Annotated in this window: 20 protein-coding genes; 17 read left to right on the top strand and 3 right to left on the bottom strand. The window is 47.5% G+C overall.

All coding sequences use genetic code 11. From position 1 onward, the window contains the following. Nucleotides 1-27 precede the first annotated feature (27 nt). The 5 genes from DF182_RS01225 to DF182_RS01205 all read left to right on the top strand — a co-directional run bounded on the left by DF182_RS01225 (nucleotide 28) and on the right by DF182_RS01205 (nucleotide 7,717). Nucleotides 28-729 carry a response regulator transcription factor gene (locus tag DF182_RS01225; RefSeq protein ID WP_113613874.1) on the top strand — a complete coding sequence of 234 codons (702 nt, stop codon included), beginning with the start codon at nucleotides 28-30 and terminating at the stop codon, nucleotides 727-729. Continuing rightward, nucleotides 726-2,099, top strand: a complete 1,374-nt coding sequence (locus DF182_RS01220; RefSeq protein ID WP_113613873.1) for a sensor histidine kinase — start codon at nucleotides 726-728, stop codon at nucleotides 2,097-2,099. Before DF182_RS01225 ends, DF182_RS01220 begins: the two co-directional genes overlap by 4 nt. Nucleotides 2,100-2,169: 70 nt before the next feature. Next, nucleotides 2,170-3,450, top strand: a complete 1,281-nt coding sequence (locus DF182_RS01215) for a TolC family protein (protein ID WP_113613872.1) — start codon at nucleotides 2,170-2,172, stop codon at nucleotides 3,448-3,450. A gap of 17 nt (nucleotides 3,451-3,467) precedes the next feature. Continuing rightward, nucleotides 3,468-4,580 (top strand): efflux RND transporter periplasmic adaptor subunit, encoded by a 1,113-nt coding sequence (locus DF182_RS01210; RefSeq protein WP_113613871.1) that lies wholly within the window; start codon nucleotides 3,468-3,470, stop codon nucleotides 4,578-4,580. Nucleotides 4,581-4,597: 17 nt separating this feature from the next. Next, nucleotides 4,598-7,717: an efflux RND transporter permease subunit gene (locus DF182_RS01205; protein ID WP_113613870.1), complete on the top strand. Its 3,120-nt coding sequence runs from the start codon at nucleotides 4,598-4,600 to the stop codon at nucleotides 7,715-7,717. Between the two features lie 121 nt (nucleotides 7,718-7,838). Here DF182_RS01205 and DF182_RS01200 read toward each other — a convergent pair whose 3' ends face one another. Beyond that, entirely contained in the window at nucleotides 7,839-8,984 is a 1,146-nt protein-coding gene (locus tag DF182_RS01200; RefSeq protein WP_161964021.1) for an AI-2E family transporter, read from the bottom strand. Nucleotides 8,985-9,113: 129 nt separating this feature from the next. On the opposite strand from DF182_RS01200, the gene DF182_RS01195 reads away from it, so the two are divergent. Beyond that, nucleotides 9,114-10,202, top strand: coding sequence for a family 20 glycosylhydrolase (locus DF182_RS01195; protein ID WP_113613868.1), 1,089 nt, complete (start codon nucleotides 9,114-9,116; stop codon nucleotides 10,200-10,202). Between the two features lie 114 nt (nucleotides 10,203-10,316). On the opposite strand, the gene DF182_RS01190 is transcribed toward DF182_RS01195, so the two are convergent. After that, nucleotides 10,317-11,243: a helix-turn-helix transcriptional regulator gene (locus tag DF182_RS01190; RefSeq protein WP_113613867.1), complete on the bottom strand. Its 927-nt coding sequence runs from the start codon at nucleotides 11,241-11,243 to the stop codon at nucleotides 10,317-10,319. A gap of 422 nt (nucleotides 11,244-11,665) precedes the next feature. On the opposite strand from DF182_RS01190, the gene DF182_RS01185 reads away from it, so the two are divergent. The 7 genes from DF182_RS01185 to DF182_RS01155 all read left to right on the top strand — a co-directional run bounded on the left by DF182_RS01185 (nucleotide 11,666) and on the right by DF182_RS01155 (nucleotide 17,086). Beyond that, entirely contained in the window at nucleotides 11,666-11,971 is a 306-nt protein-coding gene (locus DF182_RS01185) for a hypothetical protein (protein WP_147243308.1), read from the top strand. Nucleotides 11,972-12,029: 58 nt separating this feature from the next. After that, the gene (locus DF182_RS01180) at nucleotides 12,030-12,377 is read left to right on the top strand and encodes a DsrE family protein (protein WP_113613865.1); all 348 of its coding nucleotides are present in this window, start codon (nucleotides 12,030-12,032) and stop codon (nucleotides 12,375-12,377) included. A gap of 182 nt (nucleotides 12,378-12,559) precedes the next feature. After that, nucleotides 12,560-13,426, top strand: a complete 867-nt coding sequence (gene porG / locus DF182_RS01175; RefSeq protein ID WP_113613864.1) for a type IX secretion system protein PorG — start codon at nucleotides 12,560-12,562, stop codon at nucleotides 13,424-13,426. Nucleotides 13,427-13,896: 470 nt separating this feature from the next. Then, nucleotides 13,897-14,223 (top strand): hypothetical protein, encoded by a 327-nt coding sequence (locus tag DF182_RS32235; RefSeq protein ID WP_153259986.1) that lies wholly within the window; start codon nucleotides 13,897-13,899, stop codon nucleotides 14,221-14,223. 51 nt (nucleotides 14,224-14,274) lie between these two features. Continuing rightward, entirely contained in the window at nucleotides 14,275-14,592 is a 318-nt protein-coding gene (locus DF182_RS01165) for a hypothetical protein (RefSeq protein ID WP_113613862.1), read from the top strand. A gap of 108 nt (nucleotides 14,593-14,700) precedes the next feature. Further along, nucleotides 14,701-16,623, top strand: a complete 1,923-nt coding sequence (locus tag DF182_RS01160) for a menaquinone biosynthesis decarboxylase (protein WP_113613861.1) — start codon at nucleotides 14,701-14,703, stop codon at nucleotides 16,621-16,623. Next, nucleotides 16,595-17,086 (top strand): DUF6265 family protein, encoded by a 492-nt coding sequence (locus DF182_RS01155; protein ID WP_113613860.1) that lies wholly within the window; start codon nucleotides 16,595-16,597, stop codon nucleotides 17,084-17,086. The genes DF182_RS01160 and DF182_RS01155 overlap by 29 nt, the downstream gene beginning before the upstream one ends. Nucleotides 17,087-17,161: 75 nt before the next feature. Here DF182_RS01155 and DF182_RS01150 read toward each other — a convergent pair whose 3' ends face one another. Beyond that, a complete protein-coding gene (locus tag DF182_RS01150) occupies nucleotides 17,162-18,745 on the bottom strand; it encodes a peptide chain release factor 3 (protein ID WP_113613859.1) in 1,584 nt (527 codons plus the stop codon). A 102-nt stretch (nucleotides 18,746-18,847) separates the two neighbouring features. On the opposite strand from DF182_RS01150, the gene DF182_RS01145 reads away from it, so the two are divergent. From DF182_RS01145 to DF182_RS01130, 4 genes are all read left to right on the top strand, one after another. After that, a complete protein-coding gene (locus DF182_RS01145; RefSeq protein ID WP_113613858.1) occupies nucleotides 18,848-20,101 on the top strand; it encodes an ABC transporter permease in 1,254 nt (417 codons plus the stop codon). A gap of 24 nt (nucleotides 20,102-20,125) precedes the next feature. Next, nucleotides 20,126-20,425, top strand: a complete 300-nt coding sequence (locus DF182_RS01140) for a hypothetical protein (RefSeq protein ID WP_113613857.1) — start codon at nucleotides 20,126-20,128, stop codon at nucleotides 20,423-20,425. Nucleotides 20,426-20,488: 63 nt separating this feature from the next. Then, nucleotides 20,489-21,493 (top strand): tRNA (adenosine(37)-N6)-threonylcarbamoyltransferase complex transferase subunit TsaD, encoded by a 1,005-nt coding sequence (tsaD, locus tag DF182_RS01135; RefSeq protein ID WP_113616726.1) that lies wholly within the window; start codon nucleotides 20,489-20,491, stop codon nucleotides 21,491-21,493. A gap of 173 nt (nucleotides 21,494-21,666) precedes the next feature. Next, complete coding sequence (locus DF182_RS01130; RefSeq protein WP_113613856.1) at nucleotides 21,667-23,799, top strand: alpha-L-fucosidase; 2,133 nt, start codon at nucleotides 21,667-21,669, stop codon at nucleotides 23,797-23,799. The last annotated feature ends 1 nt before the right edge of the window (nucleotide 23,800 follow it).

Here is a 23,800-nt window from a genome sequence, read left to right as displayed (position 1 = left end):
AGATCATAGTATAATAATACTGAATGTATGAAAATATTGGTTATTGAAGATGAATCCAAAGTGGGCGCCTTTATAAAAAGAGGGCTGGAAGAACATCATCATCAGGTGGAAGTGTATACAGACGGACTGTTGGGACAGCAGGCTGCCATAGCAGAAGACTATGATCTGGTGATCCTCGACATCATGTTGCCCGGTATCAACGGACTCACTATCTGCAGAAACCTCCGGGCCCGCGAGGTGACCGCACCGGTACTGATGCTGACAGCCCTCAACGCCACCCATGACATCGTGGACGGTCTCAATGCCGGCGCAGATGACTATCTGGCTAAACCCTTCCATTTCTCAGAACTGGTAGCCAGGGTGAATGCACTGTCACGCCGGAAAAATAATTTCAAACAGGAAAAAGAAATCCTTGCCCTGGCAGACCTGCGCCTGGATACTACCTCCAAAACAGCCAGCAGGGAAGGGCAGGAGATCACCCTCACCGCCAAGGAATACGCATTGCTGGAACTGTTGCTCAAAAACACCGGCAAGGTGCTGTCCCGCGCCCTTATCTCCGAAGCCGTATGGGGACTGGAATTCGACACCGGAACCAACACAATTGATGTTTACGTGAACTATCTCCGCAACAAAATAGAAAAGGGTTTCAGCGGTGAAAAGCTGATCCACACCGTGGTAGGGATGGGGTACGTTATGAAAGTTAAAGGTACCTGGCAGCAGCAGCTATGAAGATAAGACATCGTTTATCACTACAGTTTACCCTTATCACTGGTATTATCCTCACCGGGGTGTTTATCCTGATATATCTCCTGTCTGCCCAGTATATCCGTAACAGCTTCTATAAACTGTTGCAGGTAAGGGCCCTCGTGACAGCCCAGGTATACCTCGAAAAAGATGAGCTTACCAAAAAGAAATTTCTGGAGATAGAAAAAAGCTATCGCCAGAGCATCCCCGACGAATCTAGTAATATCTACAACCAGGAAGATAAACCCGTTTTCCTGGAGAATATCAAATATACCTGGCCCAATTCCCTGCTCAACACTATCCGTAAAACAGGCACCTATCGTTTTACTTTCGGGGAAAATAAATATGGCGTAGGCATGTTTTATCCCGATAATCAGGGCGACTTTGTCGTGATCGTGACGGCCAAAAACAAGCCGGGAGAACAACAGCTGCAGTATCTGGCATTGATCCTGGGCGTCATCCTCTGTGTATCCCTGCTGGTCACGTTTGGGCTGGGGCAGTGGTTTGCCAGTAAAGCCCTGCAACCGATCCAAAGCGTCAACCGTCAGGTAAAACGTATCCGCTCCAATAACCTGCACATGCGGGTGGAACATGGTCGCAACAAAGATGAAATCGACGAGCTGGCCAGGAACTTCAATGAATTATTGCAGCACATGGAACAGGCTTTTGAAATGCAGCGTTCTTTTGTGTCGAATGCATCTCATGAGCTGCGTACCCCGCTGACCACCATTATCGGAGAGATTGAAGTAACCCTTCACCGCGAACGAAATAAAGAAGACTATATCACCACCCTCAGCACAGTGCTGGATGAGTCAGAAAAGCTTAAAATGATCACTGATGGCCTGCTGCAGCTCACCAGAGTGGATGTGATCCTTACTGCCGCCAACACAGAACCGGTGCGGCTCGATGAAATGCTGTGGGAGATACAGGAACACTGGCGTTATAAAACACCTCCGTTGCAGGCAGACGTGATCATGAACGATATGCCAGAAGATGCAGCCCGCCTGACTTTGAGGGGTAACAGAGCCTTACTCATGCTGGCACTGCAAAACATCGTGAGGAATGGTTTTAAGTTTTCGTATAACCAGCCCGTTAGTCTTCGGCTTACCTATAACAAAAGCGGCATGGTACTGTCTATCAGTGATAAAGGCATTGGTATCGCACCCAGTGAACAAGACAAAATATTTATGCCCCTCTACCGGGCAGACAACGCCTATACGTTTTCCGGCTATGGCATCGGACTGGCCATGGCTCAGAGAATCTTCCAGCTCCATCAGGCCTCCATTACTGTCAGCAGTGTTCTCGGACAGGGAACAACCTTTAACATTTTTTTTCCAATAGAGATTAAAATCTAATTTTGTTTTAACTTCATTCTAATTACCGCTTAATAGCCTATCGCCATCTTTGCAACGAAAAAAATGTTGTATGACGACTAGACTAGCATTACACGCCTTATCTGTACTGTTGGGCATCCTGTGGTGTAGCAGCGCTTTTGCGCAAACACCGGATACCCTGAGAATGACACTACCAGAGGCGGAACAGCAACTCCTTCAGAAAAATATCACCCTGCTGGCCCAAAAATTTAATGTAGACGCGGCCAAAGCAGAAGTTATCACTGCCAAACTTTGGGACAACCCACAGGTTACTTTCGAAAATGTTTTATACAGTCACACCTCCAAAAAACTGTTTGATTTCAGCTACGATGGAGAGAATTCGCTCCAGGTACAGCAGCTGATCAGAATTGCAGGCCACCGCAATAATGCGATCAAACTGGCAAAGAGCAACGTGAAAATGACAGAGTATCAGTTCTTCGATTTGTTACGAACACTGCGTTTCTCTCTCCATGATAACTTCATTGATCTGTACTATAAAAAACAATCCCTTCAGACTTTTGGCCGTCAGATTGCCTTCCTGCAGCAGATTGTAAAGGTGTTTGAGCAACAGAAGGCGATGGGGAACATTGCTCCCAAAGAAATCATCCGTATCAAATCATTGTTGTATGATCTGCAGCATGATGCACTGGAACTGTCCAATGATATCCAGCAAACCCAGTCGGATCTGGCATTGCTGATGCGCGTACCTGCCACTACAGTCATAGAACCGCAACTGCCGGAAGCCATGCCGGAAGTGTCTGCTCAGGCCTTGTCTTACCAGAATCTGCTTGATACCGCACGCGCTAACCGCTACGATCTGAAAATAGCACAGGAAAATGTGCAGTATAATAATCTTAATCTCCGTCTGCAAAAGTCTTTAGCTATCCCTGATTTACAGATGGGATTCTCCTACGATAAACAGGGTAACTTCGAAAGAAATTACAACGGCCTCAATATATCTATGCCATTGCCCATCTTTAACCGTAACCAGGGCAATATCAAAATGGCAAAGGCCACACTGGAAAACAGCAAGCTGCAACTTACCGGTACACAGGATCAGCTGGAACATGATGTGATGAACAGCCTTCAGCAGGCACTGAAAACAGATAAGCTGATGAAGGAATTTGATCCCGGCTTCGAACAGGAATACACCGCCCTGATGCATGAAGTAGAGAAAAACTACGGACTGCATTACATCGGGCTGCTCGAGTTCATCGACCTCTACGATGCTTATCGCAACAACGTGCTCAAAATGAACGAGCTCAAATACAATCGACTAAATGCACTGGAGCAGATCAACTTCGCTACCGGTTCCACTATCTACCATTTCTGATAAAATATTCCTGAATCATGCAAAATATTATGAAGCGTTATATACCTGCGGCTGTTTTTATTATATCCGTTTATGGACTCACCACCAGCTGCGGCAGCAAAAAGATTCCTGAAAAGTCCACCCAGTGGACGCTGACAGATTCTTTGCTCCGCACCCTGGCGGTGGATACAGCCACCGCTATGCCACTGGAAAGCGAAATTTATCTGACCGGTAAGATCAGTGAGAATGAAGATAAGACCGCCCGTATATTCCCGATGGTCAGCGGTATCGTGACAGATGTAAAAGTGCATTCCGGCGATTTTGTAAAAAAAGGCCAGGTGCTCGCTGTTATCAAAAGCCCTGAAATGGCCGGGTTTACAGCCGATCAGCGTATCAATAGCAATGATATGGCTATTGCGAAACGCAATATGGAAGTAGCAGAGTCTTTTTATAAAAGCGGACTTAACTCCCAGAAGGACTATGAAGAAGCCAAACGCAACTACGACAAGGCAGAAGCTGCATACAATAAATCCAGCGCCGTATTAGCAATCAATGGGGGCGGACATCAGACCAACTATGCGGTGAAAGCGCCGGTACCAGGATTTGTAATCAGTAAAAAAACGGCGGAAAATATGCAATGGAGGCCCGACAACACAGACCCCATCTTTACAGTGGCCGATCTCAACAATGTATGGGCTGTCATCAATGTCTTTGAGTCTGATATCTCCAGCATCCGGGAAGGCGATCCGGTACAGATGTCTACTTTGTCTTATCCCGATAAAACGTTTTCTGGCAGAATCGATAAGATCTATAATGTGCTCGACCCCGAAACCAAAGTGATGAAGGCCAGGGTAGTGGTAGACAATCCCGGCTTTTTACTCAAACCGGAAATGTTTGTTCGCGCACAAGCCAAACGCCATGCAGATTCCAACCAGGTAAGCATTTCTTCCCGGGGTATTATTTTCGACCACGACAAATATTATGTGCTGGTGCTGACCAACGCCAAGCCGGGCGTAGTAATCCGCGAGATTAAAGTATCCAAAACAGTAGAAGGGCGGGCCTATGTCGCCTCCGGATTACAGGAAGGGGACCGTATCATCGCTTCACGGCAGGTATTTATTTATAACACACTGAGCGATCAGCAGCAGTAAACCTAAAGGCCAGCATTATGAACAAATTCATTAAGCAAATACTTGCTTTTTCTCTTAAAAATAAATACTTCATCTTCTTTGCTGCCGGCGTCATGGCCGTCATGGGATACATCAGCTTCAAACAGATTGGTGTGGACGCTTTCCCGGACGTGACCAACACTACCGTGACCATTATTACCCAATGGCAGGGTCGCAGCGCCGAAGAAGTGGAGAAGTTTGTAACACGCCCCATCGAAATTGCGATGAACCGGGCGCAGAAAAAAACACATATCCGTTCCTCTTCCCTGTTTGGGCTGTCTGTGATAAAAGTGATCTTCGCAGATGATGTAGACGATACTTTTGCCCGGCAACAGATCAACAACAACCTTGCATCGGCCAACCTTCCCGATGGGGTAGATCCTGAAATTGAACCACCATACGGGCCTACAGGGGAGATCTACCGTTATACCCTGGAAAGCAGCAAGCTGACGATCGAGCAGCTGAAAACACTGCAGGACTGGGTGGTAGAGCGTAATCTGCTGGCAGTACCAGGTGTGGCTGATATCGTGAGCTTCGGCGGTGAAGTGAAAATCTATCAGGTGACAATGAACCCTGATAAAGCTGTGCAGTACAGCATCACCGCACAGGAAATGTTTCAGGCATTGTCAAAAAGCAATATCAACGTAGGGGGTGATGTGATCGTTAAAAACGCGCAAGCCTATGTGGTGCGCGGTATCGGGATACTCAACAATGTTGAGGAAATCAAAAATATCATCGTAGACCATATCGGCGGTACGCCCATCCTGGTAAAGGACGTGGCTGAAGTGACCGTATCGGCATTGCCTCGTCTGGGTCAGGTGGGCCGCGACCATGATAACGATATGGTAGAAGGTATCGTGGTGATGCGTAAAGGGGAGAACCCCGCCAACGTGATTGTAGGACTGAAAGAAAAAATCGAAGAGCTCAACAGCCGTATCCTGCCTGACGATGTAAAAATCAAAACATTCTATAACAGGGAAGATCTGATCGACTTTTCTACCCATACGGTACTGCACAACATGATCGAAGGGATCATCTTTGTAACGGTTATCGTATTTATCTTCATGGCCGACTGGCGTACAACCATCATTGTATCCGTAGTGATACCGCTGGCATTGCTGTTCGCCTTTATCTGTCTGAAGTTAAAGGGAATGAGTGCCAACCTGCTCTCTATGGGTGCCATCGACTTTGGTATCATTATAGACGGGGCCGTGGTAATGATGGAGGGCATCTTTGTGATGCTCGACCGGAAGGCCCATCAGGTGGGCATGGAGCGGTTCAATAAACTCAGTAAACTGGGTATGATCCGCAAAGCCTGTATGGAAAATGGTAAAGGTATCTTCTTTGCCAAGCTGATCATCATTACGGGCCTGCTTCCGATCTTCACCTTCGAAAAAGTGGAAGGTAAAATGTTCTCGCCACTGGCCTGGACACTCGGTTTTGCCCTGCTGGGTGCACTGATCCTCACCTTTACATTGGTACCCGCCCTGGCCAGTGTGCTGTTACGTAAGGATGTGAAAGAGAAACACAATTTTTTCCTGGAATTTGTACACCGTACAACCTTACGTTTCTTTAATTATACCTTCCATCATCGCAGGATGGTATTTACCATTTCGCTGGTTATCCTGGCCATCGGACTTTATTGTTTCCGTTTCCTGGGTACCGAGTTCCTGCCGCAGCTGAACGAAGGCGCCATCTACATTCGCGCTACTGGTCCGCTAAGCACTTCATTAGGAGAATCCGTGAAAGTGGCAGATGAAATGCGTAAAAAGATACTGACCTTCCCGGAAGTAAGACAGGTAATGTCACAAACCGGCCGCCCCAATGATGGTACCGATGCTACCGGTTTTTACAACATAGAGTTTCACGTAGACATCTATCCGCAGGACGAGTGGAAGAGCGGTATCTCTAAAGAAGAACTGATACGCCGTATGAACGCCAAACTGGACGGAGAGCCCGGTGTAACGCTCAACTTCTCCCAGCCTATCATGGACAATGTGGAAGAAGCGGTGTCAGGTGTGAAAGGGTCTATTGTGGTGAAACTGTTCGGAGATGATTTTAAAGTGGTAGAAAAACATGAAGAACAGATAGAGAAAATTCTGAAGTCGGTCAGTGGTATTGAAGATCTGGGTATCATGCGTAATATCGGTCAGCCGGAGCTGAGGATTAACCTGAATCAGCAGAAAATGGCACTCTATGGTGTTACCACAGAAGATGCCAACTCCGTGATCGAAATGGCCATCGGTGGAAAGGCCGCCACCAAAATTTACGAAGGAGAGAAAAACTTCGACCTGCGTATTCGTTATCCGGAGAGCTTCCGGGAAAACGAGGTGGCAATCGGCAATCTGACCATCCCTACACTGCGTGGCAATAAAATACCGCTGAAAGAAATTGCAGACATCAGCCATATCATTGGCCCAAGTATGATCTATCGCGACAAACACCAGCGTTATGGAGCCATTAAGTTCTCTGTACGTGGCCGAGACCTGGGAAGCACGATAGCAGAAGCACAGCATAAAGTACATGAACAGATCGCACTGCCTAAAGGATATTTCCTGGAGTGGGCGGGTGATTTTGAAAACCAGGAACGTGCTACCAAAAGGCTGACACAGGTGGTGCCAATCAGCCTGTTCCTCATCTTCCTGTTCCTGTTTATCCTGTTCGGTAAAGTAAAAGATTCTCTGCTGGTATTAAACAACGTGCCTTTCGCCATTATCGGAGGTATCTTCTCGTTGTGGCTGACCGGCATCAACTTCAGTATCTCTGCAGGTATCGGTTTCATTGCGTTGTTTGGTATCTGTGTGCAAAACGGGGTGATACTGCTGACGAAATTCAAATCGAATATCCGGACCATGCATCAATACTCGGATTTTAATCTCTCCAAAGCTATTCAGGAGGGGGTGGAATCCCGTATCCGTCCGGTAATCATGACAGCCATGATGGCGGCCATCGGTTTGTTGCCTGCCGCCATGAGCCATGGCATCGGTTCTGAAACAGCCCGCCCGCTGGCCCGTGTGGTAATCGGTGGTCTGATAACAGATACCATGTTCAACCTGTTTATTTTCCCAATAGTCTTTTATTGGGTGTACAGGAGAATGTTACGCAAGGCAGAGCAGTAATAAACGGTGATAAAAGATGATTAAAAGTGATGCCCCTGATAAGTTTGTTAAATACAAACGTATCAGGGGCATTTTATTGATCAAAATGATCATCGTTCAAAACATATCAGGGGTATCACTTTTAATCATTCTTCGTCACAGTTTCTTGTCCCGGGTCCTGGTCATTCTCCTTTTCCTGAATCTTGTCGTCTATTATTTCGCTGGTTTTTTTGACCACTTCTTTTTGTTCATCACCCAGCAGAATGGCCCAGGGGTTCATGTAGTCCACACTCTCACAAACGATTTTGATAATGGCAATGATAGGGATGGCGAGGAACATGCCAGGGATACCCCATAACATATTGCCCAGTACCACACCAATGATGGTAACCAGTGCATTGATCTTTACTTTAGATCCTACGATGCGTGGCAGCAGTACGTTACTGTCGAGCAGATGAACAAGAAACAGCGCGATGCCTACCTGGAGGGCAGAGATAGGTGTGCCGGTGGTAAGGGTTACCAGCATACTGATGATCAGTGCGGTAAAGATACCGATGTAGGGAATGATGTTGAAAATGGCTGCCATTACCCCTAACAGGATAGCGTATTTGATGCCCAGTATCAGAAATACAGTCGTATTGAGAATGGCCACGACTACCATTTCTATCATGAGGCCGCCTACATAACTTTTGATGATGAACCGGGTGCGTGCTACAACGCCCAGCAGGGTCTCCCGGTGTTTCTCATGGAAAAGCCTTACCAGGAAGGTGACCAGCAGCTTGCGGTAGAACAGTATAAAAAAAGAATAAAGCAGTACAAAAACGATAAAGATGATCAGCGAAGACAGGGAGAGAAAGGTTTGGCTGATGAAACTGGTGGCTGTGCCCAGGGTGCCTAGCGCAGCTTTCTGCAGATAGCTCAGCTGGGCATTGGAACTGATATGAAACTTTTCATCGATCCACGCCTGCAAAGAATTGACGGTAAACATCAGCTTCTTTTCCAGTTGGGGAAAGTCGGCAATAAATGACTGCATCTGTGTGCCCATCAACAGCATTATCAGCACTATCACGACTATAAACAGTAGTACCGACAGCGCAGCAGCGAGGCCTCTGGGAAACTTATACTTCTCCAGAAAAAGGGATACAGGCAGTAACATGATGGATATAAGAAAGGCAAATAACAGCGGGATAATGATTTCCCGGCCTACATGCGCAATGTATACCATTAAAATAAGCGACAACAGGGTAAAGGTGAGTCTCGCATTAAAGGGGAGCTTAAACTCGGTCATGGATTTTTCTTTTAAGTCAAATTTATTAAAAATCAGTTGTTTCTGTATGTAAAATTGTCTAATGCTGGATTTCATTGCATTATAATCTTCTCATTTGGTATTTTGTTGACCGCTAGAAAACTTCCCATTATGAAAAAACTATTTTCCATGCTGCTGCTGTTATGCAGCGTTGTACTGTACCCGTATTACACAAAAGCGCAACCCAAAGATACCTTGCCGGTAAGGGGCTTTTGTATTGCAGCGCCTACCCAGGCTGTACTGGCTCCGTTTATTAAATTTATCAGCGAGGAGCTGGCCCCGCGTAACATCAACACCCTGGTATTGAGGGTGGATTTTAACTATGAATATACCTCTCATCCGGAGCTGAGAGATCCCGGTGCACTGAGCAAGGCTCAGGTCAAAGAGCTGGTGAAGGTCTGTAAGCAGCATCATATCCGTCTGATCCCGCAGATCAACCTGTTGGGGCATCAGTCGTGGGCTACTACCACTATGAACCTGCTCAGAGTGTATCCCGAATTTGATGAAACACCCTGGGTGAAAATGCCTGCCAAATATGAGTGGCCCAATGCCGATGGTTTGTATTGCAAGAGTTATTGCCCGTTGCATCCGGGTGTGCACAAGGTGGTATTTGAACTGGTAGATGAGATCTGCGAGGTATTTGAAGCCACCGCCTTCCATGCGGGAATGGACGAGGTATTTTATATCGGTGACAGCAAATGTCCGCGTTGCAGTGGCCTCGATAAAGCTGAACTATATGCCGGCGAAGTGTGGACCATTCGTAATCACCTGGCCGGAAAAGGCCGTCAGCTCTGGATCTGGGGAGATCGTTTGTTAGACGGTAAAACAACCGGCATGGGCGAATGGGAAGCCAGCATGAACAACACACACCGCGCGATAGACCTGGTGCCTAAAGATATTATGATCTGCGACTGGCATTACGAGCGTCCTGATAAAACACCGGTGTATTTTGCTTCCAAAGGATTAAGTGTTATCACCTGTCCCTGGCGTAAACCGGCTAATGCGCTGCTGCAACTGAAAGATATGTACGATTTCCGCAGCACTGCTACGGCTCAAATGAAACCTCGTTATCAGGGTATGATGCAAACTATCTGGTCAGATGCCGGCCATTTCCTTGACGAATTTTATGGCCGGGGCAAACCCCAGGAAGATACGGTAAACACCAGTGCCAACTGCTTCCGGGCTGTGATGCAACCATGATAAGATTATCAGCGAAGATTAACAGGGGCTGATTTAAGATCATTTCATTTTTAATCTTCGCTGATATCTGTTTGTTATGTCCATCATTAGCATGATCAAAATCACAACTACAATTCAGTAGTGTTTACGTAATAACGGAATGTATATTTCACAGCTTTGTGTGCCGTTGAGTGACATAAAAAAGTGATTGCCGCTCATTTTGAAATTACCTTCCTTGCAGTTCTGGTTAATGAAGTTGTACATAGGGATCCCGGCGGTAGCAAAGTCCATGGGAACCGGCAGCCGAAGGAAGTGCCCTCCGGGGATACGTTTCTTCATCAGGTAAGGAAAGGTGTTGTCCATATGATGATGGGCGGCAATAGCTGTGAGGGGAATGCTGACACCTGCGAAAATGGAGATTTTTTCGTAGTCGGTTACTGGTACGGAGTCGAGAGTGCCGGTGATGACTTTGGCTTGCGGTACTTCCACCTGTCCCAGTATTTTGCTGAAGATGCTGTAGTATTGGTTCATTTTGGCAATCATTTCTCCGATAGGGTTCTGGCCGCGTGAGAGCAGGGAGTAGTAGAGCATACTGTCGGGCAGATGCACTTTGTCGCCGCGGTCGTATTGGAAGAAATTGCCAAAGATATCAGTGCCGGCGACGGTGGTGATAGTTTCGATAATATGAATGGTCCTTTTTTCGTTGGGCAGTTCCGCGATACGGCGAAACTCTTTAGGACTCTCCTTAAAATGCTGTTTGAAAGCTTTACTGAAAGCCGCTGTGGTGGCATAGCCGCAAAGGTCGGCAATAACACCGATGGAGTGACCACTATGGCGGAGCAGACCGGCAGAGAGTTCGAGGCGATGACGTTTAACGTAATGCCAGAAGGGTTCTCCCATATAGTCTGCGAAGCTGTGATAGAAGTAGGAGTAGGAGATTCCGAGGCGGTCAGACACGTCTTTGATGCTGAAAACATCGCTTACATGGTCATCAGCAAAGGAAAGTCCCTGCAGGGCAAGTTGTTCAAGTTGTTGTTTGGTAGGATTGGCGGATTTTGACATACACGGTTTTTGGTTACTTCATGGGACGTTTTTGGGTAGCATTATCCTTACAAGACTTATCAGGGTACGGTTGATATTATACTTATCAACCAATATAATTTTTTTTGAGCGTAACGTCCTTGTTTTTTTGAGAAAAAAAATTAAAGATTGACAACCAATGATCTATAACGTGAAGACTTAAATTCTTGTTCTGCTGATGTAATTTTTCCAGTCGATTTACCCCCAATGTTACTAACAATTTGCATTAAAAAAAGCCAGAATGGACAATTTTTTCTCTGTCTGATTCAATAATTTTAACCATAGGGTTATTTAACCAGGAACGCCATTAAAAGACATTGCAACTCTCATCTTACATCCGATATTTAGTCCTGCCATTACTCTTAGGGGGATGTGCCAGCAGTGATACTGTACAGGACGGGGTTGTGCCGGTACAGGAGTCCGGCAACAGCGTTGCCACGGTATTGTATATACTGGTGCCCTTATTATTATTGCTGGGGACTGTGCTCTATCTATGCTGGAGAGTACTGGTCCACCAGCGGAAATCATTGTTGGCCGCAGAGGTGAATCTTCACCAGCAGGAGATCCGGTCAGCCTCCCTGGTATTCCAGTTAAAGGAGGCTACCCTGAAGTATAAGGAGTTACAGGAAAGGCTGAACAGCCTGCAGTTGCAGAACCATAAAGACCCCAACGGACCGGCACGGGATGCCGGCGGATTATCTGAAGATTAAGGATAACATCCACCAGTAATTTTTTTCTTATTACCTGTATTTCAGTAGGTTTGTTCCCATGAAAGTAGTTTTCCAGATCACTTCTTCCACCCCGGAGGCTCAGAAAGCCATGCTGGGACAGTTAAACAACCTGCTGCAATATTATCATGACCGGCAGGTGCGTATAACTGTGGAAGTAGTAGTGCATGGAGATGCCTATGGATTGTTGTTTGCTGCCGGCAATCCCCTGGCCGGCAAGGTGGAGGATCTTTACGACAGGGCTGTCAGCTGGCTCATCTGCCAGAACACGATCAATGGTAAACAGCTAAAGATGGACCAGCTGCTTTCCTTTGTGCAGGTAGTGCCGGCAGCGGTAGCCCACCTGGTGGAAAGACAGGCTGAAGGATGGTCGTATATCCGTTGCTGATGGGTTTTCTCCCTATTTGTTTGATCAGCGTATTACTTAATTGGTTTATTAGTTTATTTTTACATCTTTAATGGCTTTTTGTTGGGACTGAAACTTTTGTAAAAGACCGAACCAAATAAAACTGTTACCAGAAACGTTAAATTAAGCAGTTGATTAGGACTAACCTCTTAAAACCAAATACTTTGAAATTCAGAAAATTTACCGGAACACTGTTGTTGTCCATGGCATTACCCTTTTTCAGCTTTGCACAGGATTGGCATATAGGTGCTTTTGCCGGTATTAGTAATTACAGTGGAGACCTTGTACAGCAAAAGGTAGACATGCGGTATACCCGTCCGGCGCTTGGTCTGCTTGTCAGAAAAGACATCAACCGTTACCTCACCCTTCGTGCCGGATTTACCTGGGGCATTGCCACCGGTGCCGACAGTACCAATGCATCAGAAGCGCTTAAAGCCCGTAACCTCAGCTTTAAATCCAATATTTTTGAAGGTAGCCTGATTGCGGAAATTAACTTTCTGGATTTGGATGAAAAAAGATTTACCCCTTATGTGTTCATAGGAGTGGGGGGCTTTGGTTTTGATCCTACTGCCAAAGACATGTCCGGTAACAGAGTGCGTTTACGCCCGCTGGGTACCGAAGGACAGGGTCTTCCGCAATATCCTCAGCGTCAGCCTTATGATCTCTTTGCTTTCTCCTTCCCGATGGGGGCCGGTTTTAAAGCAATGCTCAACGACAACTGGACACTGGGTTTTGAAATAGGTTTAAGACCTACCACCACCGATTATCTGGATGATGTAAGCACCAACTATGTAGATCAGAATACGCTGTTGGCCTACCGTGGTCAGAAAGCGGTAGACATGGCCTTCCGTGGTGACGAACTTACCGGCAAACAGACCCCGGGCGTTTATCCGCCAGACGGCACTATACGTGGCTCCGCCAAACATAAAGACTGGTATTCCTTCTCAGGCATTACCATTACTTATCGCCTCGGTGGCGGCAGTGGAGGATGGGGTAAGGTGAAAGCCACCAGATGCCCCGTAAGATTGTAACGGTAATGAATACTGATTTTTCCGATGCTCCTGATAGCGGAGATTAACATAGAAGATTAATATCGAAGATAAAAGCGAAGCCCTCATTGGTATCAATGAGGGCTTTGCTTTTATACCAGGAGCATCATAAAAAGCCAGTATTCATCACAGTTTATCTTCGCATCGATATCAGGAAAAATCACTAAAAATCAGATGAATCACAGTTATGTTGGCATAATGTTTGACAATCTCGACCTGACTTTCAACCCCCAATAAAGTCCATTTATAAACTGTATCCCGGCCCTGTTGAGCCGGGATTTTTTTATTGGCATAGTTGTTGAATTTATTTGTTTAAACAGGTAAAGAATCGCAGCCACCAGCTTAAAGTAGCTGGAAAATAGTTCACAAATCGCGGAGAGAGTAATGAAACAAAATGACTGTAAAATAAGCTGGTATGCATTCACCTGTATTGTTAAAAAATAAGTAGTGCCATGAAGAAGATTATATATTTAGCCGCGGTGATGTTGTTGGTTGGTGCTGTCAGCTTATTTGCACAGCATCGTCCACCGAGACCACCACTGCCACCAGCGCCTCCGGTTCCAAGGCATCTTCCGCATCCGCCGCTGCCACCAAGGCCTCCGCTGCCACCAAGACCACCACATCTGCACCGGCCAGCGAGACCAATTCCACCAGGACATCGCAAACACTACAAAAAACACAAACACCATCATCACGGTCACAGATACAGGTATAGCTACGTTGGATATCCGGGTGCTTATTATGCTTCCAATACTGCCGTTACACTGTACAACCTGTAACAACACACCACAACATTTATTTGCCAACCGATCTTAAAAAAAACCAAAAACATGAAAAAAGTATTCCTGATCATGCTGCTCCTGGGTGGCACGGTAGCTACTACTTACGCCCAGAGAGGCTGGGGCCACGGCTATGGACATGAAAAACATTGCGACAAATGGGAACGTAAATACTGGAAGGAAAGAGACAGAGACTGCCGCCGCTGGGAAGACGACGATTGTTATCGCCCGAGAAGAAGGGTAGTATATGCAGAACCAGCCTATTACCCGGTAGCAGTACCGGTGCCGGTTCCGCCACCGCCTCCAAGGCCGTACTACGCGCCCAGACCCAGAGCGGTTTTCCACGCAGGTGTGACCATTGCCAATTGATAACTGAGAACAGATAAATGAGATGCCTCCTGGTATAATACCGGGGGGCATTTTTTATTGCGGCGCGGGATCTTTACTTTTGTTGACTGGTTTATTAGATTATTTAACATGGCATATAAAAATCTCAGGCATTTTATAGAGAAGCTGGAACAGGAAGGTGAGCTGCTGCGCATCAGCACATTTGTAGACCCAAAGCTCGAAATAGCGGAAATTACCGACAGGGTAAGTAAAATGCCCGGCGGGGGCAAAGCCCTGCTGTTTGAAAATACTGGCTACGATTTTCCGGTACTGATCAACTCCATGGGCAGCTATAAACGTATGTGCATGGCACTGGGCGTACAGGAACTGGATGATGTTACCAGGGAAATAGAAGATCTCTTTAAAATGCTGTCCAAACCCAAGGAGAGCATACTCGACAAACTGGCCATGCTGCCCAAGCTGGGACAGTTTGCTTCCTGGATGCCCAAGGTAGTCAGCGGCAAAGGCAGCTGCCAGGAAGTAGTAATGGCTAACCCCGACCTCGGAAAACTGCCCGTACTCACTTGCTGGCCCAAAGATGGTGGTCCCTTTATCACCCTGCCCGTGATCCATACCAAAGATCCGCTCACCGGCAGCCGCAACGTAGGCATGTATCGCATGCAGGTCTTCGAAAAAGATATGACCGGTATGCACTGGCACAAACATAAGGTGTCTGCCAAACATTTCATGGAATATAAAAAGCTGAACAAGCGGATGCCGGTAGCAGTAGTGCTGGGCGGCGATCCGGTATATACCTATTCAGCCACTGCACCACTCCCCGAAAACGTGGATGAATACATGCTGGCAGGTTTCCTTCGTAAAAAGAAGGTAGAACTGGTAAAATGTATTACCCAGCCGGAGATAGAAGTGCCTGCAGATGCGGACTTTGTGATCGAAGGATATGTAGACCCGGCAGAAGACCTGATATGGGAAGGTCCGTTTGGCGACCATACCGGTTATTATTCACTGGCCGACTGGTATCCCCGTTTCCATGTAACCGCCATCACCCATCGTAAAGATGCCGTATACCCGTCTACGATAGTAGGTATCCCTCCACAGGAAGACGCCTGGATCGGTAAAGCCACCGAGCGTATTTTCCTGGCACCCATCAAAATGACGCTGGTACCGGAAATCATCAACATGGAAATGCCGGTGGAAGGCGTGTTCCATAACCTGGTCATCGCCCAGATCAAGAAAGACTACGCCGGTCAGGCTCAGAAAGTGATGAACGCCATGTGGGGCGCCGGACAAATGATGTTCAACAAAATACTGGTCGTTGCTGATGAGGGAGAAGATATCACGGATTACAAGAAGCTGGCGCAGTATGTGTTCCGTCATCTCAATCCTGCTACAGACATCTATCTGAGCCAGGGTCCTATGGACGTACTGGACCACTCCTGTTCCAAAATGGGCTTTGGTGGTAAAATGTGTATCGATGGCACCCGTAAATACGAGGAAGAAACAGACAATACCTACCTGGAGGCTGTCGCTCCGCGTGATATAGACAAAGCCTCTATCATGCGGCAGTTCCCGGAGATAAAGGATATCAACAGCAGCCTGCTGGCAATGGACATCCCTTGTATCCTTGTTGCGATACAGAAAAACCGTCCTTTCCATGTGCGGGAGCTGAATGAGCAGTTGTATGCCCTGCCTGCACTGGCAGGTGTGAAGATGGTGCTGTATGTGGAGCATACAGTAGACGTAACTGACCTGGCTTCTGCCTTGTGGCGTTTCTGTAATAACATGGACCCTAAACGCGATAGTTTTGTGATCAACAAACCTGCCAGCCAGGCCGGCCGTTATATTGGCGCCATTGGTATGGACGGGACACTGAAAACCAGACTGCTCGATAATTTCGAACGTGATTGGCCTAATATCATCGTTGCCGACGATGCTACCATCCGTAAAGTTGATGCCATCTGGAAGGACCTGCAGATAGGCCCGTTTGTGGCATCGCCTTCCCTTAAATATAAACATCAGATCTATGGAGAAGAAGCTGTGGTGGAGCAATAGCCTTGTGCTACTGCTTCTGCTGGCAGGAAGCCTGACGGCCGCCGCGCAGGTACGCCCTGCTGATTTCGGGATGCTCGACAAACTTGCCGGCACCTGGGTATACAAAACCCGGAGGGGCACGGTCGTGGAGACCTGGAGCCGGACCAACGACTCTACCTGGGCAGGCAGGACCTGGCGGGTGACAGGAGCAGATAGTGCCTTGCAGCAGTCTGTTCAGCTGGTGCGCCATGGCAACGATATCTTCTTTATTCCAGCCTATGCAGGCCAGACTTCCCCGTTGCCCATACGGCTGAAGCTGCGGGTACTGAAAGTGATTGGTTTTGTGGCTGAAGACCTGGAAAATGGTTTTCCGCAGAAAATAACCTACCGGTTTAAAGATGAAGACCATCTGGAAGCCAGAGTAGTAGGGAAGCGGGATGGGACTATAGAAGAATATATTTTCCCGTACCAAAGGGCAGAATAAGCTTATCCTGATAAATAAGAAAAGAGGGTGTATCCGCTAGTGATACACCCTCTTTTCTTATTTATTGGAATACAATTATTTATGTATTTCGGAAGTGAAGTTGAACTGAATGTCCGGGTTGTTGGTTCTTTCTGTGTTGAGGTACCATTCGGACTGGGCGAGATAAACGAGGTGGCCGTCTTTGTCTTCCACGATATTGGAAGATTTGAAGCGGATGAAGTCCTCGATTTTGTTTTTAGGTCCGGTGATCCAGCAGGCCTTATAAAAAGGCAGGGTATTGAACTGGGCAGCGGCGCCATATTCCTGGAGGAGACGGTACTGGATAACTTCAAACTGGAGGTCACCTACGCAACCGATGATTTTGCGGTTACCGCCATGTTGAGTGAACAGCTGGGCAACTCCTTCATCTGTGAGCTGACGGATACCTTTTTCGAGCTGTTTGGTTTTCATCGGGTCTTTATTGACCAGTTCCTTGAACAGTTCGGGTGAGAAGCTGGGGATGCCGGTGATGTAGAAGTTTTCACCTTCGGTGAGGGTATCACCGATTTTGAAGTTGCCGGTATCGAACAGGCCTACTACGTCGCCAGGGAAGGCATCGTCCACAATATTTTTTTCACGGGCCAGGAAGCTGTAAGGGTTGCTGAAGCGCACGTCTTTGTCGAGGCGAACGTGATGATAGAATTTATTTCTTTCGAATTTGCCGGAGCAAACGCGGAGGAAGGCGATACGATCGCGGTGACGGGGATCCAGGTTGGCGTGGATTTTAAATACAAATCCGCTGAATTTTTCTTCGTGAACATCGATTTCACGGATAGAGGATTCCCGGTTGCGGGGTACAGGAGCAATATCCACGAAGGTATCGAGGAGGTCCTTTACACCGAAGTTGTTAACGGCACTCCCAAAGAATACAGGTGCCAGTTTACCCTGGAGGTATTCTTCATTGTTGAAGGTGTCGTACACGCCTTCTATCAGTTCCACATCGCCACGGAGCTGAGCGGCATCGATGCTGTCGAAGTGCTCGTCCACGAAGCTGCTGCTGAGGTCTGGCAGTGCTACTACGTCTTCGTCAGTAGCTTTTTTATTGGGCTGGAAAGCGACGAAACTTTTGTCGTAAAGGTTGTATACACCTTTAAAGTCCTTACCCATATTGATAGGCCAGCTGAGGGGTCTTACGCGGATGCTCAGTTTTTCTTCCAGTTCATCGAGCAGGTCGAAGGGATACTTACCATCGCGGTCCATTTTATTGACGAAGATGATTACCGGAGTATCGCGCATGCGGCATACTTCCATCAGTCTTTCGGTTTGTTCTTCCACCCCTTTTACGCAGTCGATTACCAGTACAACGCTGTCTACTGCGGTGAGGGTGCGGTAGGTGTCTTCCGCAAAGTCTTTGTGGCCGGGGGTATCCAGCAGGTTGACCAGAATATCACGATATTCGAAGGTCATTACGGAAGTAGCTACGGAGATGCCTCTTTGCCGTTCTATTTCCATGAAGTCGGAAGTGGTGTGCTTCTTGATTTTGTTGGATTTCACCGCGCCGGCAGTCTGAATGGCGCCGCCAAACAGGAGGAATTTCTCTGTGAGGGTGGTTTTACCGGCGTCCGGGTGGGCGATGATAGCAAAGGATTTTCTTTTATTTATTTCGTTAGCGTACTTCATATATAACCAAAAAATGGCTGCAAAGGTAACTAATTTTTTTTTCCGGCTATATTTCGTGTTTATTGGCTTGAAGTGAGTAGATAAATCCGTTAAATTTGGAATATGATAGCAACCCTTAAAATATTAGTGACTAGTTTGAAGATGGCTATACAGGAGCTGCGGGTGAACAAGTTGCGTACTTTTTTGTCGCTGCTGGGTATCACCATCGGTATCTTCTGTATAATTGCTGTTTTTACGCTCACCAACAGCCTCGAAAAGAATATCCGTACAGACCTGGCTCAACTGGGTGATGATGTTATATACGTCCAGAAATGGCCCTGGGGGGGTAACGGAGATTATCCCTGGTGGAAATATATGAACCGGCCGGTACCGGAGTACAAGGATTTCCGGGTAATACAGGATAAGGTGCAGAGCGCCAGTTTTTCCTCTTTCAACTTTGATGTGGCCAACAAAAAGGTAGAATATGGGAATGATTATATGGAAGGGGTGTCTCTGATGGCGGTGAGTAATGATTTTGACAGGATTCAGCAGCTACAGATCTCTCATGGCCGTTTTTTCGCCAATACGGAGTGTAACAGTGGTGTTAATGTGGGCATCCTGGGAGCCACTATCTGGGATGGGCTTTTCCCTTCTGCAGAGCAGGCATTGGGTAAAACTGTGCGGGTAATGGGCCGGGATGTGAAGATTGTAGGGGTATTGAAGAAAAAGGGGGAAAGCATGATAGGCGGGTTGAATTATGACAACGGGATTATAGTGCCATACCGTTTTGCCCGTACGTTGGTGGATGAGCGTCGTTTTGCAGACCCGTATGTTCTGGTGAAGGCCAAGCCCGGTGCATCTATGAGCCAGCTGAAAGACGAGCTGAAAGGGGTTTTGCGGGCAGCCCACCGGTTGAAACCCAAAGAAGATGATGATTTTGCCCTGAATGAGATTAGTTCTGCCAGTGACAGCCTTAATTCCATTTTTGGTGCGATCAACGTAGGCGGCTTCTTTATTGCCATCTTCGCCCTGATCGTAGGGGCTTTCGGGATAGCCAATATTATGTTTGTGACGGTGAAGGAAAGAACCGCCATTATTGGTCTGAAAAAAGCCATAGGAGCTAAGAGGGGGATTATTCTGGCGGAATTTCTGATGGAAGCGGTACTTTTATGTCTTATTGGGGGAGCTTTAGGGCTGGTGCTGGTATATCTCTGTACAGTTGTCATAAATTTGGTAAGCGCCTTCCAGATGTTCCTTTCCCTGAACAACATTGTGCTGGGATTGTCTATTTCTGCGGTGGTGGGTATCCTGGCCGGCTTTATACCTGCCTATTTTGCCAGCAAACTAGACCCGGTAGTGGCGATCAGGAGCAATTAATGATCATCCCTCAAATAATCTGTTATGAAAACAGTGCGGCTATTAACTGTTCTGATTATATTTGCAGCGTGCAAAACGTCACCGCCGATCAGTACATGCCGGTATACGGGCGAGGTAAAGGATATGAGTGGTATCGACGGTTGCGGGCTGGTGATAACCATGAAAGACGGCACCACACTGCAACCGGTAGAGTTTGCCAATCCGGGGTTTACCCTGAAGGCGGGCCAGACAGTAAGATTTGATTTTATGGAGCTGAAGGACAGGCCGTCGAACTGCATGGGAGGCCGGGTGGTGCGGATAGAGTGCATACAGGAAACGAAATAATGGATAGTAAGTATATAGAAGAGGCGGGAGTTTTCCCGCCTTTTTTGTTTATTTTTGCCGCTTATGTCAGTGAAAATACTAGCGATTGAATCTTCCTGTGACGACACCGGTGCGGCAGTGCTGGTAGACGGAAAGATCCTTTCCAACCATATAGCGAACCAGAAAGTACATGAACAGTACGGAGGCGTGATTCCTGAACTGGCCTCCCGGGCTCATCAGGAAAATATAGTGCCGGTAGTGGATATTGCCCTGCGTACAGCGGGTGTGAAAGCGGAGGAGCTGAGTGCCATTGCATTTACTCAGTCACCGGGCCTGATAGGCTCCCTGCTGGTAGGTAGTTGTTTTGCCAAATCCATGGCTATGGCCCTGGATATTCCGCTGATAGGGGTGCATCATATGCAGGCGCATGTGCTGGCTAATTTTATTGACGATCCCAAACCTTCCTTCCCTTTTCTTTGCCTGACGGTATCCGGAGGACATACCCAGATTGTGTTGTGTGAAAGTCCGCTTAAAATGCGGGTTATCGGCGAAACCCTGGATGACGCGGCCGGCGAAGCCTTTGATAAAAGTGCCAAAATCCTGGGCCTGCCTTATCCCGGCGGTCCGTTAATTGATAAATATGCCCAAACAGGAGACCCTAACCGTTTTAAGTTTCCGGAGCCGCGTATCCCTGAACTGAACTTCAGTTTCAGCGGTCTGAAAACAGCTATTTTGTATTTCCTGCAGGAGAATCAGCAGCAGGACCCGGATTTCATCAGCAAAAACCTGCCTGATATCTGTGCTTCCATCCAGGGGCGTATCATCAGCATCCTGCTCAACAAGGTGCTGAAGGCCACTAAGGAAACAGGTGTGCGGGATGTGGCCATTGCGGGCGGAGTGAGTGCCAACAGTGGACTGAGGGCCGCTTTGCAGGAATATGGAGAAAAATATAACTGGCGCACCTATATCCCTAAGTTTGAGTACTGTACTGATAACGCCGGTATGATCGCTATTACAGCATATTACAAGTACCTGGCCGGCGAGTTTTCCCCGCTGGATGCCGTACCTACGGCCAGGGCCGCGTTTTAGTATATCCGGTAGATATGTGGATGCAAGGGTAGGAATACCAGCACGTTATGGGCTGTAGCAGTCAATTTACCACTACTAAAGGAGAAGATGCTATCCCTTTCTTTTAGTTTAACGATTTAGCTTTAACCCTTTCCTACAGGACCTGTAGGCATATCAAAAGGACTTGTTGTATTATGAAGAAAATCATCATTTTTTTATGGGGGTTGTCTGTCTCCACTGCGGCCCTGGCACAAGACACGGTATTGCAGAACGGCTGGAAGAACCAGAAGTATTCCATGTTCATTCACTGGGGGGCTATTTATTCCACCCTGGGCGGTGTGTGGGAGGGCAAGCCTGTCACCCGTGGCTACAGTGAGCAGATACAGTCACATGCCGGGATCTACAGCGATGTATATGGCGATGTAGCCAAACAGTTTAATCCGCAGCACTGGAATGCCGATTCTATTGTACTGCTGGCCAAAGCGGCTGGTATGAAGTCGGTAGTGATGACCTCCAAACATCATGATGGTTTTTGTATGTTCCATTCCGCTTATACGGATTATAATGTGGTAGATGCCACACCGTTTAAACGGGACGTGCTGAAGGAGCTGTCGGATGCATGCCAGCGGCATGGCTTGAAATTCGGGATGTATTTTTCTCTGATAGACTGGCATTTCCCACAAGCTTATCCTATCTCCAGCAGCAACAGCGACCCTATCACTCCCGAACACCATGAGTTCAATAAAAAACAGGTAACGGAGTTGATGACCAACTACGGCCCTGTATCTGAGATATGGTTTGATATGGGCTCTCTGACATCCACCCAGAGCGAGGACCTGGCAGAAATCGTTCATCATCTGCAGCCTGGTTGTATGGTAAGCGGCCGGCTGGGCAATGATGCCGGTGATTTTTGTGTAATGGGCGACAACCAGTATCCGGACTATAAAATTGCTTCTGCCTGGCAAACACCGGCTTCTGTATATGACGAAACCTGGGGCTACCGCTCCTGGCAGCAACATGGTCCTGTAGCAGACAAGGCGCATGAGAAGCTGGAAGGGCTTATTAAAGTGGTGAGCCGTGGCGGTAACTACCTGCTGAACATTGGCCCGCGCGGAGATGGATCAGTGGTGGATTTTGAAAAAGAAGTGCTGCTGGCCAATGGCGAGTGGCTGAAACATAATGGGGAAGCCATTTACGGCGCACAAGCCAATCCCTTTGATACTACGTTTGCCTGGGGAGAGGTAACCACCAAACCTGGGAAATTATATCTGCACCTGCTGCAAACGCCTGCGGGCGGGATTATCACACTGCCCGGGCTAACCAGCCAGGTGATGCAGGTGAGCCTCCTGGAAGGCAGTAAAAAGCTGCAGTGTAAAGTGTCCGTTAGAAATGGTGCGACTTTTATCCAGCTGCCAGCCGGGTTCCAGGTACCTGACAAAACCGTTCGGGTGCTGGCGCTTAGTTGTAAGGATAGGGTAGATATTGTGCCGGTACATCTGTTGAAAAACCCGACTGTATTGAGCAGGGCTAATGCTACCCCTTTATACAGTTTCTCCGGTATTGATTACGATAGCTATTACCGCAGCCAGGTAGGCGACCGCTGGACTTTCACCGCTGGCAAGCCTGCTCACCTCAGCGTGGTGTATAGTGCCGCGGAACAGGACAGGGCAGTGCGTTTCACCCTCAATGGTGTACCGCGTGAAATTACCCTTAACAAGGGAGTGCCCAAAAAACTGAACAATCATCCGGAGCAGCTGCAATGGAGTCCGATGTATTATTCCGGTCCTTACTGGTCAGGTATTGACGGTGTACACGGTGATTTGCGGCATGTTGATGTGTCGAAGCCATTGTCTGCCAAAGCTGGCAAATCATGGACGTTGCGTGCTGACTGGAAAAATGATGAATTACAAACCATGCCGGGTGACCGTAACCTGGGCTGGTACATATTACAGGAAGTTACAGCTCCTGCTGCAGGCAACTACCTGGTAGGATTTACCAGTGGAGACGGGATCGCTGTATATTTGAACGGTGAAGAACAGGTAGTGTATAACAATCCTGAAAGAGGTGGTAAACAAACGGAAGTACTGCTGTTGCCTTTAAAAGCAGGTAAAAACCAGCTGGTAGTGAAGTTTTACAGCCGTTTTGCAAAGCAGTCTGTATGGGCTATCCACCGTAATGTACCGCAGATAATGTATGTGCAACCTTTGCCACAACAGGTGGCCGGTAGTGAAGATATACAAGCCCTGGAGGTAAGGCAGGCGAGGCCGGTGTCTGTGCACCGTAATCTGCGGATGCCTAATTTGTCAATTGAGATGGAGCAAAAATAAG

The organism is Chitinophaga flava (assembly GCF_003308995.1).
Lineage (GTDB): Bacteria > Bacteroidota > Bacteroidia > Chitinophagales > Chitinophagaceae > Chitinophaga > Chitinophaga flava.
The sequence above is the reverse complement of the archived record's forward strand: the minus strand, read 5'-3'. Positions and strand labels throughout refer to the sequence as shown.

Excerpts from the sequence above, each read along its gene's own strand:
- DF182_RS01195 (WP_113613868.1), top strand. The coding sequence starts at position 9,114 with ATGAAAAAACTATTTTCCATGCTGCTGCTGTTATGCAGCGTTGTACTG.
- DF182_RS01200 (WP_161964021.1), bottom strand. The coding sequence starts at position 8,984 with ATGACCGAGTTTAAGCTCCCCTTTAATGCGAGACTCACCTTTACCCTG.
- DF182_RS01165 (WP_113613862.1), top strand. The coding sequence starts at position 14,275 with ATGAAAAAAGTATTCCTGATCATGCTGCTCCTGGGTGGCACGGTAGCT.
- DF182_RS32235 (WP_153259986.1), top strand. The coding sequence starts at position 13,897 with ATGAAGAAGATTATATATTTAGCCGCGGTGATGTTGTTGGTTGGTGCT.
- DF182_RS01150 (WP_113613859.1), bottom strand. The coding sequence starts at position 18,745 with ATGAAGTACGCTAACGAAATAAATAAAAGAAAATCCTTTGCTATCATC.
- DF182_RS01220 (WP_113613873.1), top strand. The coding sequence starts at position 726 with ATGAAGATAAGACATCGTTTATCACTACAGTTTACCCTTATCACTGGT.
- DF182_RS01225 (WP_113613874.1), top strand. The coding sequence starts at position 28 with ATGAAAATATTGGTTATTGAAGATGAATCCAAAGTGGGCGCCTTTATA.
- DF182_RS01130 (WP_113613856.1), top strand. The coding sequence starts at position 21,667 with ATGAAGAAAATCATCATTTTTTTATGGGGGTTGTCTGTCTCCACTGCG.
- DF182_RS01190 (WP_113613867.1), bottom strand. The coding sequence starts at position 11,243 with ATGTCAAAATCCGCCAATCCTACCAAACAACAACTTGAACAACTTGCC.
- DF182_RS01155 (WP_113613860.1), top strand. The coding sequence starts at position 16,595 with ATGGAGAAGAAGCTGTGGTGGAGCAATAGCCTTGTGCTACTGCTTCTG.
- DF182_RS01160 (WP_113613861.1), top strand. The coding sequence starts at position 14,701 with ATGGCATATAAAAATCTCAGGCATTTTATAGAGAAGCTGGAACAGGAA.
- DF182_RS01215 (WP_113613872.1), top strand. The coding sequence starts at position 2,170 with ATGACGACTAGACTAGCATTACACGCCTTATCTGTACTGTTGGGCATC.
- DF182_RS01180 (WP_113613865.1), top strand. The coding sequence starts at position 12,030 with ATGAAAGTAGTTTTCCAGATCACTTCTTCCACCCCGGAGGCTCAGAAA.
- DF182_RS01205 (WP_113613870.1), top strand. The coding sequence starts at position 4,598 with ATGAACAAATTCATTAAGCAAATACTTGCTTTTTCTCTTAAAAATAAA.
- tsaD (WP_113616726.1), top strand. The coding sequence starts at position 20,489 with ATGTCAGTGAAAATACTAGCGATTGAATCTTCCTGTGACGACACCGGT.
- DF182_RS01210 (WP_113613871.1), top strand. The coding sequence starts at position 3,468 with ATGCAAAATATTATGAAGCGTTATATACCTGCGGCTGTTTTTATTATA.
- DF182_RS01145 (WP_113613858.1), top strand. The coding sequence starts at position 18,848 with ATGATAGCAACCCTTAAAATATTAGTGACTAGTTTGAAGATGGCTATA.
- DF182_RS01140 (WP_113613857.1), top strand. The coding sequence starts at position 20,126 with ATGAAAACAGTGCGGCTATTAACTGTTCTGATTATATTTGCAGCGTGC.